We start from the raw sequence: 17141 nt of genomic DNA, 5'->3' as shown, positions 1-17141 counted from the left end.
CGGCCGGGGTCAGAACAGGCCGACGGTCTGCCCGTGCTCGTCGATGTCGATATGGGCGGCGGCGGGGTCCGAGCCGAGTCCCGGCATGGTCCGCATGTCACCACAGATCGGGTAGATGAAGCCCGCACCGACGGAAGCCCGCACCTCGCGAACCGGCAGGGTCCAGCCGGTGGGTGCGCCCTTGAGGCTCGGGTCCGACGAGAGCGACAGGTGGGTCTTGGCCATACAGATGGGCAGGTGACCGAAGCCCGCCTTGTGATAGGTCTGCAGCGCCGCCGTCGCCTGCGGTGAGTACGACACCCCGGCCGCGCCGTACACCTTGGTGGCGATGGTCTCGATCTTTTCGGGGAGGGTGGCCTCGTCCGGGTAGAGCAGGCGGAACTGCGACGGCTCCGCGGCCGCCTCGGCGACGGCCTCGGCCAACTCGGCCGCGCCCGCGCCGCCCTCGGCGAAGTGCGTGGACACCGCACAGCGCGCGCCCATCTCCGCCGCGATCTCCTCGATCACCCGGTACTCCGAGCGGTGGTCGGTGGGGAAGGCGTTGATCGCCACCACCGGCGAGACGCCGTGCAGCCGCATGTTGTCGATCTGCTTACGGAGGTTCGCCGCACCCGTGGCGACGTCGTCGGGGTTCTCGTCGAACAGCTCGGGGGGCAGGGGGCGACCCGGCACGATGCGGTACGTGCCGGAGTGTGCCTTGAGCGCGCGGACGGTCGCGACCACCACACCGGCGTCCGGGGCCTGGCCCGAGGTGCGGCATTTGATGTTGAAGAACCGCTCCGCACCCATGTCGGCCCCGAAGCCGGCCTCGGTGACGACGAACTCACCCGCGTGCAACGCGATCAGGTCGGCCACGACCGACGAGTTCCCGGTGGCGATGTTGCCGAACGGTCCACAGTGCACCAGCGCAGGGGTGTTCTCCAGGGTCTGCAGCAGGTTCGGCTTGATCGCCTCCTTGAGCAGGACGGTCATCACACCCGCGGCCTTGAGCGCCTCGGCGGTCACCGGCTCACCCTCGCGGGTGTAGCCGACGACGATGCGACCGAGTCTGGCCCGCAGGTCGTCGAGACCGGTGGTCAGCGCCAGCGTGGCCATGACCTCCGACGCGGCGGTGATGTCGAAGCCGGTCTGCCGGGTGACCCCGTCGGCCCGGGCCCCCAGCCCGATGACGATGTTGCGCAGCGCGCGGTCGTTGACGTCCAGCACCCGGCGCCAGGTGATGTCGTCCGAGTCGAGGCCGAGCTCGTTGCCGTGGAACAGGTGGCTGTCCACCATCGCGGCGAGCTGGTTGTGGGCGGCGGTCACCGCGTGCATGTCACCGGTCAGATGCAGGTTCAGCCGCTCCATCGGCACGACCTGGCTGTAGCCGCCGCCGGCCGCGCCGCCCTTGATCCCCAGCGCGGGCCCCATCGAGGCCTGCCGGATCGCGACGACCGCGGGCCTGCCGATGCGGGTGAGGCCCTGGCCCAGCCCCACCGTCGTGGTGGTCTTGCCCTCCCCCAGCGGGGTCGGGGTGATCGCACTGACCACGACGTAGCGGGCTCGGGGCCGATCCGCAAGCTCCTCGATCGCGTCCAGGCTGATCTTCATGACGTTCCGGCCGTGGGGCTCGAGGAGGTGACTGCCCAGGCCCATGGCTCCGGCCACGTCCTCGATCGGCTTCAGCGAGGCGCTCTGAGCGATGTCGAGGTTGCTCGGTATTGCCATTCTGCAGACTCCTCAACTGTGGGACCACGATTCTTCGGGTCGCGTCGGGCCACCCGGAATGGCTGTCGTCCCCAATGAAGCACCCGGGTCCTGTTTTCTGAGAATTTTCCGGAAGTGGGCAGCGTGACGCGCACGAAGAATGACATCCCATCGGACGGTCAGCTAGCCCGGAAGTGGTAATGCCGTCATTCGTGACCGTTATCACCCCCGCAATGGTCGCCGTGACGCTATCCTCCGTCGTGCGACTTCGCGTGACTTGCGCACCCCTTACCGGTGAGGCAAGGTGATGGTGTTGTTGAGCCAGGGCCGGAGGTGAGGGTGACGCGCGGCGACCGACGCCTCACCGCCGACGGCGCACCGATGACCCCGCCGATCGAGCTCGCCACGGTACGGGACGTGCGGGTGGGCAGACCCCGCGACCTGACGGACGAGCAGGGCCGGACCTGGCACAGCGCTTTCCTCAAGGACCCCGTCGCCGGGCCCGTCACGCTCGGATTCGGCGGGCTCGACGGCGACGAGCAGGCCGACCCGCGGGTGCACGGCGGGCCGGACAAGGCGGTCTGCGTCTATCCCCTGCGGTGGCTTCCCGGCTGGGAGCGCGAGCTGGGCATCGGACCGCTGCGCTGCGGCGCGTTCGGGGAGAACCTCTCCGTCGAGGGCATCACCGAGGCCGAGGTCTGCATCGGTGACATCTGGGAGTTCGGCAGTGCTGTCGTCCAGGTGTCCCAGCCGCGCGGCCCGTGCTGGAAGCTGGCCCGCCGGTGGGGCGTCAAGGACCTGGCCGTCCGGTTGCAGCGGACCGGCCGTACGGGCTGGTACCTGCGGGTGCTGCAGCCGGGCACCGTTCGGGGCGGCCGGCCCGTTCGGTTGCTCGATCGACCCAACCCCAGCTGGACCGTGCTGCGCGCGAATCGCGCGAAGTACGGTTCCGACCTCGGGGAGAAGACGGCGCTGGCCGCCTGCCGGGAACTCGGCCACAGCTGGCGCACCCAGCTGACCGATAGCGCCGCAGAGCCCGCCGCCGCGATCTCGAACTCCGCTCACCGCCTGTTCGGTCCCCCCGGCGCCGGAGACGTCTGATCCACCGGCCCGGCGCGGTCCGGGCGATTTTCGTGGGTTATGACCTCATTCAGCACCCGCGAGTAGCGGATCCGTCACAGTCGCTGGCACAGTATCGCCGCGGCAGCTGACCCCTTCCGGCCACCGGCCACCCGCAGTATTCGAATGCCATCGCGATCTCGGTAATCCACCGTGTGCCCGCCACCCGAGTGGTGACCCGGGGTGCCTGGACACCATCACCGCCACCGACCTGCCGCCCAGGCATGCGGTCCCTCGCTCCTCGGGCTCCACGGTGTCCGAGCGAGGGGGACGAAGGCTGCTCCGACCGAAACATCTCCAACCGATGCGAGGGCATTTCAGAAGCATTCGGTGCGAATAGACGGGTTCACCGCATGACGACCGAAAGAACGCAAATAGCCTCGACCACCACCGGAACCACCTCGCCCAGGGTGCCGCTGAAGCAGTCCATCCTGGTCGCGCTGGCGGCAGGGCTCGGGTACGGGTTCGACTCCTACGCGGTCAACATCTACGGCCTGGTCCTACCGGGGATCCAGGAGTCACTCGGGGTCAGCCTCACCGTGATGGGGATCATCGGATCGATCTTCCTCGTCGGCTACACCGTCGGAACCATCGGCTTCGGCATCGCGGCGGACCGCTACGGCCGCAAGGACACCCTCGGCATCTCGATCCTGGTGTACGGCGTGTCGACGTCGCTGGCCGGGCTGACCTCGAATCTGTACCTGTTCACCGGGCTCCGGTTCCTCACCGGCGTCGGCGGGGCCGGCGAGCTCGCCGTCGGCGCCCCGTACACCTCGGAGATGTTCCCGGCGAAGGCCCGCTGTATCGGGACCGGCGGCATCATGTTCTCGTTGTACTCGGCCGGCTACATCCTGGCCGCCGGGACGGCGCTCGTCATCGTCCCGCGGTGGGGGTGGCAGCTGACGTTCATCGTCGCCGTCGTGCCCGCGCTGCTGCTCTTCGCCTTCCGCAAGTCCCTTCAGGAGTCCGCGCGGTTCACCGTCGCGCAGGCCCAGGCGCGGCGGAAGGCCGGGGACGCCGCGGCACCGCAGAAGAGGAAGATCTGGTCGATCCCACAGGCCCGCAGGCGTATCTACATCGGCTGGCTGATCTACAGCGCGAACGCCTTCGGCTACTGGGGGATGACCGTCTTCCTGACCACCTACATGGTGCAGAAGTTCGGCGCCACCCCCACCGAGGCGATCATGTGGGCGATGGTCTTCTACATCGTCCAGTTCGTCCTGTGCTATGTCGGTGCCGGCCTCGCCGACCTGGTCGGACGCCGTCCCATGGCGATTCTCGGCGCGCTCATGATGATGATTTGTACGGTGCTGGGCGCCACGACGGACGACTTCACGATGTACCTGGTCTACGGGTCGCTGACCATCGGCCTACTCGGGTGGCTCTGGTCGATCGGGGACACCTACATCACCGAGCTGTTCCCGACCGAGATCCGCGGGACCGGCTTTGCGATCTCCGTCGGTGGGGGGCGAATCGTGTCGATCGCCGCACCGTTCGTCGTCGGATGGGCGATCTCCTCGTTCGGCCCTTCGATCCCGTACCTCGCGATGGCGGGGCTGTGGATCCTGACGATCGTGGGGTACGTGCTCGGTCCGGAGACCGCGAAGAAGGAGTTGGAGGAGACCGGTGCGCTGACCTGAGTCGCGAGACGCGATGCTGGGTGCGCTGGGGCGTCGGCCGGCCGCGACGGCCCCAGCGCGAACCGCCGGGAAGTGGAGACAGGGAGAGACCCGATGGACGTGCTGAACCTGCTGTTCGGTTCCGCCCCCGGGATCGGGCTGGCCACCGTGGCCGTGACCGTCGCCGCGGGTTTCGTCCAGGGCGTCACCGGGCTGGGTTTCGCGGCCGTCTTCACACCGCTGGTCGTCCTGATCGCCCCGTATCCGCACCAGGTGGTGGTGCTCTCGCTGTTCCTCGGTGCGGTGCTGAGCCTCGGCGTTCTCGTGCAGTGCCGGCGCGACCTGCAGTTGCCGCGCTGCTGGCCGTTGCTGGCCGGTGGGCTGATCGGTACCCCGGCGGGCATCGCGGTGCTCATCGTCCTGCCGGCCCGGCTGCTGATGCAGGCCATCGCGGTGCTGGCGCTCCTGGTCGCGGCGACCGGCCTGATCGGACTGCCCCGGCCGTTCCGGCACGAACAGGCCGCGGTCGGGTCCGCCGGCCTGTTCGGTGGGTTCCTCAACGGGAGCACGAGCCTGGGTGGCCTGCCTCCCGCGCTGCTCGTCTCCATTCAGCGGTGGCCGGCGGCGCACGGTCGCGCCGCGCTCGTGGCCTTCAACCTGGCCAGCTACCTGCTGGCACTGGCGTCGGTGGCGCTCACCGGGACGGTGGCGGCCGACATCGTGCTCGGCGGGCTGTGGCTGCTCCCCGCAGCCGCGCTCGGGGCGCTGCTCGGAACCGTCGCCGCCCGGCGGCTGCCCGACCCGGTGTTCCGGATGGCGCTGCTCGGCGTCATCGGGGCGTCCGGTGTCGCCGCCCTGCTCACCTCGCTGCGGCCTTGACCGGCGCGGCGAACCCGGCAGGAGATCGTCGCCCTGGTCGTATGCGGAGCCCACGCCGTCGTCAACGCGGTAATCGGCGAGGGCGAGACCACACTGCCCCTGGGTCTGGCCCGCGCCGCCGGACCCGCCTCGCTGGCCCCAGGTCCGGATCGACATCCACACGGCCTCGACGCACGCCACGAGGGGAAGGTCTTGGGTTCCATCGGTGGTTACGAACGTTCCGAATACAGAACGTTCCGATGCACCGATAGCTCCGAACAGGGCGCCCACCGCGTCAAGACCGGAGAGTCTGATTTTCAGGTCGTGCACCTGCTGCGGAACGCAGGTGTGATCGCTCTGCTCACATCGGCCGATGCCATCGCGCGAGCCGGGACGGCGATGCGGATCGCGGATCTGCTCAGAGTGCCTCCAGCCGCTGCAGCCCTCGCTCGGCGATCGCGGAGACCTCGTCGGTGAGATCGCCGAACTCCTGACCGGCCATCGTCCCAGCCCTCACCCGCGCAGCGACTCCCTGCGTGATGACGGCGCACTTGAAGTGAGCCAGCGCCTCGTGGAACGACAAGTCGGTCAGATCAACGCCGAGACGCTGCGCGTATCGGGCGGCGAGCTGCTGCCGATTCGGAAAGCCGGAAAGTGCGGTGACCGTGGGGGTCAGTCGAAGTCCTGGTTCTCCAGGCTCCTGCCAGTAAAACAGCAGTAGCGCCAGATCGGTCAACGGATCGCCGACCGTAGACAATTCCCAGTCGAGTACGGCCCGCACCCTGCTCGGATCGCGCATGTCCATCATGCAGTTGTCCAAACGGAAATCTCCATGCACTATCGACGCCTGCGGAGAGGCCGGGACGCGCTCGGCAAGCCGTCGCCCCAGATCCTCAAGAGGCCCCACGGAGACCGTGCGCGAACGCTGCCACTGGTCGTTCCAGCGACGGACCTGGCGGGCCAGGAATCCAATTGGCCGACCGTAGTCTTCCAAGCCGACCTCGCGCGGATCAACGCGATGCAGGTCGGCCAGCACGTCGACGAGCGCGAAGGCCAGAGCGGTGCGCTGCTCCGAGGTGTCCGCATACCCGTCCGGGATCCGGTCACGGATGATGTGGCCCGGGACGCGTTCCATTACGTAGCACGGCGATCCCACGATCGCCCCGTCGTCACTCAGGACGACACGGGCCACCGGCACGGACGATGAGGCGAGCGCCCGCTGAACCCGGACCTCGCGCCCCATGTCGTGCGCACTGGGCAGCAACTCGCCCGACGGCGGCCGACGCATCACCAATTCGCCCGCGGGACTGGTCAGCAGAAAGGTCAGGTTCGACTTTCCGCCGGACAGCAAAGTCGCGGTCAGATGGCACCAGCGTGGGTCACCGGTGGCCTCCGCGACAGCCGGCCCCAGCATCGCAGGCCGGACCAGTTCGTCCCACTGCCCCGCCCGTCCCGACTCACTCACCTTCATCCGATCCTGCCTCTTCTCGCCTCTGTATCGCCGTCATCGGCCATTCGCCTCGGCCCCGTACCCGAAGTCCCAGCCGCTCCCCCTCTGGAACCCACGCAGCAGCCGCCGCGCCACGTTGACCACATGCACCTCGTCCGGTCCGTCGTAGATGCGGCCGAACCGAGCGGCGCGATACATCCGGCTCAGCGGGGTGTCATCGGTCAGACCTGCTGCTCCGTGCACCTGGAGGGCCCGATCGATGACGTCATGCAGCATCCGCGCACCGACAACCTTGATCGCCCCGATCTCGACCCGGGCGTCGCCACCACGATCGATCTTGCTGGCCGCGTCCAGGGTGAGCAAGCGGCAGGCCTGGATCTGTGACCAGCTTTCGAACACGTGCTGCTGCATGAGCTGCTTCTCGCCCAGCGGCGCACCCGACAGCACTCGGCTGTTCAGGCGTTCGCACATCAGATCGAATGCCCGTTGCGCCTGCCCCAACCAGCGCATGCAATGGAAAATACGCCCGGGGCCGAGGCGCTCCTGTGCGATTGCGAAGCCCGCTCCTCGCTCGCCGATCAGATATCCGACGGGGACTCGCACGTCGGTCAGAGAGATCTCGTAGTGCCCTCCAGCAATCCCGAGAACTGGTGTCTCGCGGACGATCCGGTAACCAGAGTTGTCGGTAGGGACCAGGATCAGTGAGAACGCGCGATGTGGCGGAGCCTCCGGCTCGGTGCGGCACAGCACAGTGGTGAACGCTGCTTCTCCGGCATTCGTGGTGAACCACTTCCGGCCGTTGACCACCCACTCCCCATTCACCAACCGGGCCGAGGTGGCGAGCTGGGTCGGATCCGAGGACGCGACCTCGGGCTCGGTCATCGCAAAGCTCGGCCACGCCGTTCCCTGGACCAGTGGGTCGAGGAAGCGTTCTCGACACTCCCCCTTCGCATGACGGCTGAGCATGATCGAATCCTGAAGCGTCCAGGTTCCCAGGGCGAACTGCCCGAACTCGGAACGCCCTTGGATTTCGTTGACGTAGAGGTAATCAAGGAATGGCATCCCGCCACCGCCGATATCGGCGGCGTGACCGAGCGCCCACAACCCCTCGCTCTTTGCTCTCTCCTGGAGCTGAGCGAGCAGCCCAGCAGCCTTGCTACTTCGTGATGCCAACTCCTGCTCGACAGGCTCGACATGCTCGGTGACGAACCGATACACGGCGGCGCGCAGCGGCGCTACGTGCGAAGGAATCGAGAAGGCGGTGGACGAATCCATCACCTGCCTCCCGCCGGCAGCATCGACCTGTGCTCGCTGCGGCCAGCAGCCACATCAGTGTGTACGAGCGGAAGCCCTGGTGGTTCTTCGTAGCAGCGCGGGGTTTCCGGCGACTCAAGGTAGGCGTACGCGACGCGGTGCATACCAGACGCGGGCACAGAAAAATGCCTCCGGGTCCTGACCATACTTGATGAAACTGATGTCGGATTTGGTTTCAGGGCAGGAACGACCAGTCGCTCGAACATCGAACGGCTCAGCCTCCGACGAAACGCGGGTCGCGGCGATCTGTGAATGCTCGGATGCCCTCACGGAAGTCCGCCGTGCCGTGCAGTAGCGCCTGCTCGCCCGCCTCTCTCCGGAGCAACGCCTCGAGCCCTTGTGGACCGTCGGCCAGCATCGCCTTGGTGAGGCCGACTGCCATCGGCGGCTGTTCAGCCAACCGGCTGGCGAGTTTCATCGCAGTCTCCAGTGCCGCACCCGGCGCCACCACGTAGTCGGCCAGACCGACTGCGGCCGCCTCGGTGCCCGATACCGGTTCATCCAGCAGCAGCATCCGGCGGGCCCTGCCGAGTCCCACCCGTTGCGGCAACGACCAGAGCAAGCCAAGATCGGCCATCAAACCGAGTCGGGGGAACGCACACCGAAAGGTCGCGTCCTCGGCGGCCACCACGAGATCGCTCGCCAGCGCTAGGGACAGGCCGGCACCCACTGCGTGTCCCTCGACCGCGGCAACCACCGGCTTGGCCCCCGCCACCAACGTCCGAACCGTCCGGTGGAGTACGACCAGGTTGGCGTGGGTCGACGCCACCGTCGCGCCTTCCAGGACGGAGATGTCGACACCGGCGCAGAACGTCCCAGCCGACCCGGTGAGGACGAAGGCACGGATTCCTGGATCGGCCAGACCGTCTTCGAGCGCCCCTTGGAGAAACGACATGGATTCGAGGGTGAATGCATTTCGCTTTGCCGTCCTGTTGAGCCAAAGCGTGCGAACTCCCGCACCGTCCTTGCGGATCACCGGAGCCGTGGATGTTACTGACATTGACACCTTCCTAGCCTTCAGACTATCCGCCTACCGCACCACTTCGATCTCGGCGGCCCGACACAGAGGTAATGTTGACGTTGTTCGCCAGCATGCATAGCGGCTCGGTCCATGCTGCCACGCAGACAACGAAGTCACGAATGTCGGCCACCACCGTCAAGCCATCGGTGACCGGCAGAACTCTCGATTCACGTGATTCGCGTGCCGGTTCCTTGCGTTTTCTGGTCGATCACGTAGGCGCCCACGTCGCGGGCTCACCGCTTGGCATAGGACCGGACAAACCGCATCCGCGAACCCACAAGACACCAGTGATGAGGACCTCGCGGCGGCGACTTCGAGCAGATCACGCTGCCGCTCTTCATCATCGAGCTCTCAAATGCTGGTCCAACCACCGTCCACAGCCAGTATCTGGCCGGTTACATACGACGATGCATCGCTCGCCAGGAACATCAATGCGCCGTCCAACTCGTGCGAAGCTCCGCAACGTGCCATCGGTACCGTACGCTCGATGTATTTTTCACTGCGCGGATCCTCGAACATCTCGGATGTCAGTTCGGTGAGAAAAAATCCAGGGGCGATCGCGTTGACCCGTACCCCTTTGCGTGCCCACTGCGCAGCCATTTCGCGAGTAAGCTGGACTACGCCGCCCTTACTGGCACAGTAGGATCCCTGCGGGATCCGACCCGACGCGACCAAGCCGAGTGCTGAGGCGATGTTCACGATGCTACCGCCTCCACATCTCAGCATGATGCGACCGGCCTCGCGGCTGCAGGTGAAAAGGCCGACCAAATTGACGTCGAGGATGCGTCGCAGGTCCTCCGTCGACTCGGTCTCAGCCGCCTTCGCATGGGTCACGCCAGCATTGTTGACAAGTACATCGAGTCGCCCAGTCCAAACTGTTGCTTCATGCACAAACGCACGAACCGACGATTCATCCGTAACGTCGAGCTGCACAGGAAGAACCCAATCTTGGCCTAATTCGTCTGCCAAGATCTGCAGTCGATCAAATCGTCGCGCCCCTGCAACGACGCGCGCTCCGGTCCTTACCAGCGCGCGGACGAATTGCACACCGAGGCCCGAGGAGGCTCCGGTCACCAGAGCCGTCCGTCCGCTCAAGGAAAACAACGACACCTTCCTGTTCCTTCTCGACTAATAATCGAAACCCGCCATACCTTCGCATTTCTCACCTAACCGACCGGCCAAGCCGGTAACACGGTCGAAGTATGAGAGATAACTGAAGAAGTGCCATCATCTACTACTTCGCCCGGGTTCTGCCGTGCAGACAACTCCCACACGCGGACGCACGTTCCGATCCTACCCTTAAGCACTCACAAGTTGGCCGTCATGATTCTGAGGTCATGTCTCGTCGGCGGGTTTCAGGAGTGAGAAGCGCTCCGCCGATGGAGAGGAAACGTGCAGCAGCGAGGAAGGCAGCGACGCCGAACCCGTGCGGAGGGCCGCCAGCGGCGGCAAGTAGCGCCGATGCAATGAACGGAAGCCAAGAAGCCTGCCGCAGGACTGATGTCCGGAAAGAAGAGGACGTTGAATACTGCTGCCGAGGCGAGCCCAAAAAGGAAGAAGTCATAGAACTCAATGACTGACCCCCGATAGCTGGAAACTATCACGCGGTGTCTCATTCGACTGTCGCTGGCGATATCTTCGTGCGACTGGGCGCCTGTCAATGTTTGGGTTCGCGCCGTTTGTTCGGCTATCGGTTCTCCCGACCCCTTGCTGCAATCGTGGGCCAACCTGGTGACGTCGGATTCCAGGAGCGATGTTGGGGCGCATGACTGAATTCTGGGCCCACGTAGCGCCTAGAGCCTAGATTTCCCGGCTTCCTGATTGCGTGGTCATGACGGATGCCCCCGTTTTGCCAGACGCCGACATGTGTGTAGCTGTCGGGCCTGGCTCCGAGGAGACCTGCCCCGGTGACGGGGTGCCAGTGTCACGTCGCGACTGGTGCGGCCATCTACGGCTTCAGGCAGCCAGCAGCGGCAGGCCCCGGTCGAGTTCGAGACCCACTATCGCATCGGCGATTGGTCGGTCTGCTCGCCGATTCCAGATGGGGATTGTTGCCCAGCCCGGGGCGGGCTGGAGTCGACTCGTGGAGCGGGCCGGGCCAGGCTGAACCGGTCACGCAACACGCCCTTGGTGACCTTGCCCGAGGCGTTCCGCGGCAGCCTGTCCACGATTTCGAGGGCGGTCGGCAGCTTGTAGCCGGCCAGCTCGTCACTTGCCCACGCGCGCAGGTCCTCGATGCTGAGCGCGCGGCGCCGGTCCTTCAGCACGACGACCGCCACGGGAGTCTCACCCCAGCGCTCGTCCACACGACCGATGATGGACACCTCGGCCACGTTCGGATGGCCAGCCAGGACGTTCTCCACCTCCGCGCAGTAGATGTTCTCGCCTCCAGAGATGATCATGTCCTTGACCCTGTCGACGACATACCAGAAACCCTCGTCGTCCACGCGCACCAGGTCGCCGGAGTGGAACCATCCCCCCGAGAACGCCTCCGCGGTCGCGGTGGGGTTGTTCCAGTAGCCCAGCGTCGTGCTGGGCCCGCGGTACACGATCTCGCCGACCTCACCCGGGGCGACGTCCACCATGTCCGGGTCGACGACCCGCGCCCAGACGCCGGGTGCAGGCCGCCCGACCGACCCCAGCTTGCGCAGCGCGTCCTTTCCCTCGAGAACACAGGTCACCCCCGACATCTCGGTCTGCCCGAACAGCGCCACGTTCCAGGAACTCGGGAAGACCTTGCTCATCCTGCGCAGCAACACGTCACTCGCCGGTGCTGCACCCCAGGAGGTCACGCGCAGCCCGGACAGATCACGTGGTGCGCGCTCCTGTTCCTCGCAGACGGCCTGCCACTGCGTTGGCACCAGGAAGACCGTCGTGACGCGTTCGCGCTCGAGGATCTCGAGCACCTCCCCGGCGTCGAACGCACCCGTCGGCAGGATCACGATGGTGGCCCCCACCATGAGCGCCGGTGCGGTCGAGCCAATGGCGCCGATATGGAACAACGGCGAGGCACACAGGTTTACCTCGTCGTTCATCCGGAAGCCGAACGCTGTCAGCAAGGTGGCGCACTGCGCGGCGAGGTTGCGATGGGTCAATACGGCGCCCTTCGGGCTGCCAGTCGTTCCGGAGGTGTACATGATGAGCGCCGGGGAGTCCTCGCTCACATCGGCCGCGGTGGCCGCCACCCCATCCTCGGCCAGCACGTCCTCGTACGCCGCTGCGGTGCCGACCGTCGTCGCTGCGTGCTCGGTGACCTCGACAACCGGCACCGGGTGGCCGATCGCCCCGGCCGCCGCGCTGCCGACCTGCCCGGTGGCCGAGTCCACGAACAACAGCGAAGCTCCGCTGTCGTCGAGGATGAATGCCACCTCGGCGGCACTGAGGCGCGAGTTGACGGGCACGGCGATGGCGCCCAACCGGTTCACGGCGACCAAGGTCTCGATGTACTCGGGGCGGTTTCCCATGAGCAGCGCGACCCGGTCACCGGGTCCGATGCCACGCCGGGCCAATGCGCCGGCGAGAGCCACCACACGTCGCTGCAGTTCCGCCCAGGTCACGGCGCGGTCGCGGCATTTCAGGGCGACCAGGTTGCCGCGCTCGAAGGCGTGCCTGGCCACATGATTGACCCAGTGCTGCCTACGGGTGAGCGCGAGTTCGTCCACGGACGTGGCCACGACTACTCCCCCGCCCGCGGGAAGCGCGAGATGACCCACTCGGCGATGACGTCCGCGACTTGGTCACGGGCGCCCGCCGGCTCAAGGAAGTAGTGGTCACCCGGGAGATCGACTCGTTTCTTGTCGTCACCCGCAATCGCCTCGTACAGCCGGTCGGCATCACTGGGGAACACACCGGCATCGCCATCGGGATTGATCACGATGGCCGGGATCGTGAGCTTGGCCAGATGTGGCTCGGCGCGACATTGCGACTCCTCAAGGCTCCACATGTTCAGCCAGTTGCGCAGCGTGGTCTCGCCCGCGATGCCACGGTCCCCGCGGTTCGCCGCCTCCGTGGGTCCTCGGTAGCACCAGCCCCCCGGGCGGTTGGAGGGTTCCTGCGTCGGGTCGACCATGCGGGGATCCGCCCAGGTGCGCGGAACGTTGAAATGCCGGTCGTAATAGCCCAATGCGTTGACCCGGGCCAGCTCAGCCTTCGCCCACCTGGTGATCCTGTGGTTCCGCGCAACCTGGGCCGCCCGGTAGCGCTCGACGAACTCCCGCGAGAAGGGCGGGCCGTTCTCCGGATTGAACAGGTCCAGCTCCGGATCGGTCAGCGTCGGGTCGCATTCGTCGACCACGGCGGCGTCCATCCAGTCGGTGAGCACGTCGGGACGACCCAGATGGGCCGCGAGCGAGACGTAGGCGTCCCCGGGGATCAGCTCGTCCACACCCGGAGCCAGCTGCAGGTCCCGGGCGGGGCGGACACACGCCTCGACGGCCTGGGAGTGATAGGCGGCCATGAGTGAGCCCCCGCCGGAGTTGCCCAGGAGGACGACGTGCTCGACGCCGGCCTGCTCCTTCAGCCAGCGCACGCCTACTCCGATGTCGACCAGGGCCTGGTCGAGCACGAACAGCCATTCGTACCCACGGAACCGGGTGTTCCATCCGAGGAACCCGATGCCACGTGCCGCGATGAGCTCCGCCAGGTAGTGCTCGGAGAAGTCGATCTGGTAGTGGGTGGCGATCATCGCGACACGTGGGCGTATGCCCTCGCGCGTGTAGTAGATGCCCTGACAGGGGTGCCCGCCGGCACCCGCGCGAGGCGCACCGGGCGACTCGCTGCTGACGAAGACCTTGCTGACCGGGTACGTCATGGGAGGAGGACCACCTCTTGCTTGTTCAGTCGGGCGTACTGCCTCAGACCGTCGAACAGCAGGCCGATCCGATCGATGGCCAACTGGTCGGTCAGGCGTCCGGCCGCATCGAAGTGCTGGTCGGCGTGGCTCACGAGGACTTCGGGCCCCGGAAGCACCGGGGATCGGGAAAAGACGAAGGTGTTGCGAAGCTCGAACTGGCTCCGAGCCGTACCGAGCCTCCCGGGCGAGGCCCCCATGATCGCGACGGGCTTGCCCTCGAGCACCGATCTGCCCAAGGGGAGCGACAGCCAGTCGAGAACATTCTTGAGAACCCCGGGTACGCCGCCGTTGTACTCCGGAGTGGCGATCATGAGGGCATCCGCCTCGGCGACCTCGGCGCGGAGCGCACCGACCGCCGGTGGCTCGTCGACGAGCAGGTCCTCGTTGAACAGCGGAATGTCCGGCAGCTGCTTGCTCAGCCGCACCTCGATGTCGTCGGGCGCAAGCAGCGCGGCGGCTCGCAGCAACATCCAGTTCCAAGACTGTTTGCGCAGGCTGCCGGCGATGCCGCAGACGACGAGGCGGTCTTCGTTCATAGCGCTCCTCCCAGGTAGGCGGTGATGACGGCGCTGTCTCGGACGACTTCTGGCGGCGTACCGAGGGCGATGCGCTGACCGAAGTCGAGGGCGCAGACACGGTCCGAGATGGCCATGACCATGGTCATGTCGTGCTCGACGAGCAGGATGGCGACCCCGAGCTCCCGGTTGACCTGTCTGATCGTCTCGGTCATCTCGCTCGACTCGTCGTGGTTCATTCCCGCGACGGGTTCGTCGAGCATGATCAGCTTGGGTTCCATCGCGAGTACGCGTGCCAACTCGACGCGCTTCTGAGTGCCGTGTGGCAGCGAACCGACGAGCCTGTCGAGCAGATGATCGATGCGCAGCAGCTCGGCGAACTCGCGCGCCCTCGCCCGGGCCTGCCGCTCTTCCCCGGCCGACCGGCCCAGGCGGAGCATGCTGGCGACCGCACCGGAGCACATGAAGTTGTGCCGCGAGAGCAAAAGGTTCTCCAGCACCGTCATCGAGGGAAAGACCTCGACGTTCTGAAAGGTCCGGGCGATGCCCTTCCTCGCGATCCGGTGCGGTTTCAGGCCGAGCAGCTCCTCGCCGGCGAAGCCGACCGAGCCCGCCTGCGGCCGGTAGACCCCGCAGATGCAGTTGAACAGCGAGGACTTCCCCGCGCCGTTGGGACCGATCACCGAGAACAGCTCGCCCTCACGCACCGAGAAGCTCACATCGTCGAGCGCCTTGACCCCGGCGAAGCTCAGCGACAGTCCCTTCACGTCGAGCAGATCCCTGCTGCTACGCACCGTGGGTCAGTCCTTTCCCGGCGGCGTCGGCCGCGACCATGCCCAGGTACAGCGCGGCGATGTCCTCGTCGCAGCGCAGTGCATCGGCGGGGCCCTCCTTGACCACCCGGCCGCCTTCGAGGACGTAGCCGTACGCCGCGATGGACAGCGCCATCGCGGCGTTCTGCTCGACCAGGAGAATCGACGTCCCCTCGCGGTTGATGTCGACGATGACGTCGCGGACCGTCTCCACGATTTTGGGAGCAAGGCCGAGGCTGGGCTCGTCCAGCAGCAGCACCGACGGCCGCGACATCAGCGCCCGGCCGATGGCGAGCATCTGCTGCTCACCGCCCGACAGATAGCCGGCCTTGCGGTCCATGAGGTCGGCCAGGCGAGGGAAGTGATGAAGCACCCGCTCGCGCACCTCCTGCTCCTGGGCCCTCCGATAGCGTCGGACATAGGCGCCGCTCGCGAGGTTCTCGGCGACCGTCAGGTCCGGGAATACCTGGCGACCCTCCAGCGCCTGGGCCAGGCCGCGCTTGACCCGGACCGAGGACCGCGCCCGGGTGACATCGGCGCCGAGCAGTTCGACGCGACCGGAGATGACCGAACCACCGTGCACGCCAAGCAGACCCGAGACGGCGCGCATCACTGTGGACTTCCCGGCCCCGTTGGGACCGAGCAGGCTGACAATCCGGCCCTTCGGGACCGACAGGCTCACGTGTTCGAGCGCCACCGATGTGGCGCCGTACCGCACGCTGAGATCGTCGACGACCAGCGCGAGGTCACCGGGGTCGAGCGCTATGTTCACCGCGCCCCTCCCTCAGCACGTCCCCGGAGGGCGGCGATGGCCCTGCGGCACAAGGCGTTGAGCCCGTCCGGCTCGAAGACGAGCACCAGGACGATCACCAGGCCGTAGAGAAACTGTGCGAGCAGCGGCGCGGTGAATCCGCCCTCGACACCGGACTCCTGGGCGATGAAGGGCAGGTATGACGCCACCACCATGACCAGCTGAGGCATCGCCGTGACGAAGAACGCGCCAAGGACCGCCCCGGCGATGGTCCCCATCCCTCCGATGATCACCATTGCGATGAAGTCCACCGACAGCATCAGGGTCCACTGGGTCGGCGCGAAGTAGCCCATGTATGCCGTGAGAAGCGCCCCCGACAGGCCGGCAAACGCCGAGGAGATGACGAAGGCGGTCACCTTTGTCCGAGTCACCGGGATTCCGGCCACACCCGCCGCTAAGTCGCGGTCACGCACCGCCATGAACGCCCGCCCGAGGCGGGAACGGCGCAGGTTCCAGGTGAGCAGCATGACGACGAACAGCACGGCGAGCGCGAAGTACCACCACGCCTGGAAGACAGTCAGTACCTCGGTGTCGCCCGACCAGAATCCGTCCAGGAGGTTCTGTCCCCCGACCACCACCGGCGCGGCCTGACGGCCGTTGACGCCCCCGCTCACATCGGTCCAGATCTCCCAGACGTAACCGGCGATGAACACCAAGGCCAGGGAGGCGACGGCCAGGTAGAGCCCTCGGATCCGCACCGCGGCCGGTGCGACGACGGCACCGGCCAGCCCGGCGACGACCGCAGCCGCCGGCAGCCAGACCCAGAACGGCTGGGCGTGGTCGACCCCGAGCCAGGCCGCGATGTAGGCGCCGATCGCCATGAACACCGCGTGGCCCAGGGAGATCTGGCCGGCCAGACCGGTGATCACCTGCATGCCGAGGGCCCCGACCGAGGCGATGAGGGCGAAGATCCCGATCCCCATCCAGAGATCGGAGCGCACGATCCACGGTACCGCGACCGTCGCGGCAACGAAGGTGACGACGCCGAGCCGAGCCGGGCTCGGGAGGCGGCCGCGCGCCCGGGCGGGGCGAACGGGGGCGGCGTTCTGCTCCACGGTCCGACGCATGACGGTGCTGGACATCG

General features: G+C 66.8%; 14 protein-coding genes. 3 read left to right on the top strand and 11 right to left on the bottom strand.

The genetic code is table 11. The features are described 5' to 3' along the window. Positions 1-9: 9 nt before the first annotated feature. Positions 10-1707 (bottom strand): formate--tetrahydrofolate ligase, encoded by a 1698-nt coding sequence (locus tag ACFQE5_RS22740; RefSeq protein ID WP_379587927.1) that lies wholly within the window; start codon positions 1705-1707, stop codon positions 10-12. A gap of 318 nt (positions 1708-2025) precedes the next feature. Here ACFQE5_RS22740 and ACFQE5_RS22735 point away from each other — a divergent pair, with 318 nt between their 5' ends. The 3 genes from ACFQE5_RS22735 to ACFQE5_RS22725 all read left to right on the top strand — a co-directional run bounded on the left by ACFQE5_RS22735 (position 2026) and on the right by ACFQE5_RS22725 (position 5303). Beyond that, positions 2026-2787: an MOSC domain-containing protein gene (locus tag ACFQE5_RS22735; RefSeq protein WP_379587925.1), complete on the top strand. Its 762-nt coding sequence runs from the start codon at positions 2026-2028 to the stop codon at positions 2785-2787. Between the two features lie 371 nt (positions 2788-3158). Further along, a complete protein-coding gene (locus ACFQE5_RS22730; protein WP_379587924.1) occupies positions 3159-4445 on the top strand; it encodes an MFS transporter in 1287 nt (428 codons plus the stop codon). A 93-nt stretch (positions 4446-4538) separates the two neighbouring features. Beyond that, complete coding sequence (locus ACFQE5_RS22725; protein WP_379587923.1) at positions 4539-5303, top strand: sulfite exporter TauE/SafE family protein; 765 nt, start codon at positions 4539-4541, stop codon at positions 5301-5303. A gap of 397 nt (positions 5304-5700) precedes the next feature. Here ACFQE5_RS22725 and ACFQE5_RS22720 read toward each other — a convergent pair whose 3' ends face one another. The 10 genes from ACFQE5_RS22720 to ACFQE5_RS22675 form a co-directional block, all read right to left on the bottom strand. After that, entirely contained in the window at positions 5701-6753 is a 1053-nt protein-coding gene (locus ACFQE5_RS22720; protein ID WP_379587922.1) for a phosphotransferase family protein, read from the bottom strand. Between the two features lie 33 nt (positions 6754-6786). Continuing rightward, the gene (locus tag ACFQE5_RS22715; protein WP_379587921.1) at positions 6787-8007 is read right to left on the bottom strand and encodes an acyl-CoA dehydrogenase family protein; all 1221 of its coding nucleotides are present in this window, start codon (positions 8005-8007) and stop codon (positions 6787-6789) included. Between the two features lie 253 nt (positions 8008-8260). After that, positions 8261-9022: an enoyl-CoA hydratase/isomerase family protein gene (locus tag ACFQE5_RS22710; RefSeq protein ID WP_379587920.1), complete on the bottom strand. Its 762-nt coding sequence runs from the start codon at positions 9020-9022 to the stop codon at positions 8261-8263. A 396-nt stretch (positions 9023-9418) separates the two neighbouring features. Beyond that, the gene (locus ACFQE5_RS22705; protein ID WP_379587919.1) at positions 9419-10177 is read right to left on the bottom strand and encodes an SDR family NAD(P)-dependent oxidoreductase; all 759 of its coding nucleotides are present in this window, start codon (positions 10175-10177) and stop codon (positions 9419-9421) included. Positions 10178-11067: 890 nt separating this feature from the next. Continuing rightward, entirely contained in the window at positions 11068-12741 is a 1674-nt protein-coding gene (locus ACFQE5_RS22700) for a long-chain-fatty-acid--CoA ligase (protein WP_379587918.1), read from the bottom strand. Between the two features lie 2 nt (positions 12742-12743). Continuing rightward, positions 12744-13877, bottom strand: a complete 1134-nt coding sequence (locus tag ACFQE5_RS22695; protein WP_379587917.1) for a hypothetical protein — start codon at positions 13875-13877, stop codon at positions 12744-12746. Next, complete coding sequence (locus tag ACFQE5_RS22690; RefSeq protein ID WP_379587916.1) at positions 13874-14455, bottom strand: NADPH-dependent FMN reductase; 582 nt, start codon at positions 14453-14455, stop codon at positions 13874-13876. Before ACFQE5_RS22690 ends, ACFQE5_RS22695 begins: the two co-directional genes overlap by 4 nt. Continuing rightward, positions 14452-15228, bottom strand: a complete 777-nt coding sequence (locus ACFQE5_RS22685) for an ABC transporter ATP-binding protein (protein ID WP_379587915.1) — start codon at positions 15226-15228, stop codon at positions 14452-14454. Before ACFQE5_RS22685 ends, ACFQE5_RS22690 begins: the two co-directional genes overlap by 4 nt. Continuing rightward, positions 15221-16018, bottom strand: a complete 798-nt coding sequence (locus ACFQE5_RS22680; protein WP_379587914.1) for an ABC transporter ATP-binding protein — start codon at positions 16016-16018, stop codon at positions 15221-15223. Before ACFQE5_RS22680 ends, ACFQE5_RS22685 begins: the two co-directional genes overlap by 8 nt. Then, positions 16015-17139, bottom strand: coding sequence for a branched-chain amino acid ABC transporter permease (locus ACFQE5_RS22675; RefSeq protein WP_379587913.1), 1125 nt, complete (start codon positions 17137-17139; stop codon positions 16015-16017). Before ACFQE5_RS22675 ends, ACFQE5_RS22680 begins: the two co-directional genes overlap by 4 nt. Positions 17140-17141: the final 2 nt, after the last annotated feature.

Origin of the sequence: Pseudonocardia hispaniensis, assembly GCF_042658695.1 — a bacterium.
Classification (GTDB): Bacteria; Actinomycetota; Actinomycetes; order Mycobacteriales; family Pseudonocardiaceae; genus Pseudonocardia; species Pseudonocardia hispaniensis.
The sequence above is the reverse complement of the archived record's forward strand: the minus strand, read 5'-3'. Positions and strand labels throughout refer to the sequence as shown.

Coding starts and splice junctions, on each gene's coding strand:
- ACFQE5_RS22740 (WP_379587927.1), bottom strand. CDS start 1,707: ATGGCAATACCGAGCAACCTCGACATCGCTCAGAGCGCCTCGCTGAAG.
- ACFQE5_RS22730 (WP_379587924.1), top strand. CDS start 3,159: ATGACGACCGAAAGAACGCAAATAGCCTCGACCACCACCGGAACCACC.
- ACFQE5_RS22725 (WP_379587923.1), top strand. CDS start 4,539: ATGGACGTGCTGAACCTGCTGTTCGGTTCCGCCCCCGGGATCGGGCTG.
- ACFQE5_RS22720 (WP_379587922.1), bottom strand. CDS start 6,753: ATGAAGGTGAGTGAGTCGGGACGGGCGGGGCAGTGGGACGAACTGGTC.
- ACFQE5_RS22715 (WP_379587921.1), bottom strand. CDS start 8,007: ATGGATTCGTCCACCGCCTTCTCGATTCCTTCGCACGTAGCGCCGCTG.
- ACFQE5_RS22695 (WP_379587917.1), bottom strand. CDS start 13,877: ATGACGTACCCGGTCAGCAAGGTCTTCGTCAGCAGCGAGTCGCCCGGT.
- ACFQE5_RS22690 (WP_379587916.1), bottom strand. CDS start 14,455: ATGAACGAAGACCGCCTCGTCGTCTGCGGCATCGCCGGCAGCCTGCGC.
- ACFQE5_RS22675 (WP_379587913.1), bottom strand. CDS start 17,139: ATGTCCAGCACCGTCATGCGTCGGACCGTGGAGCAGAACGCCGCCCCC.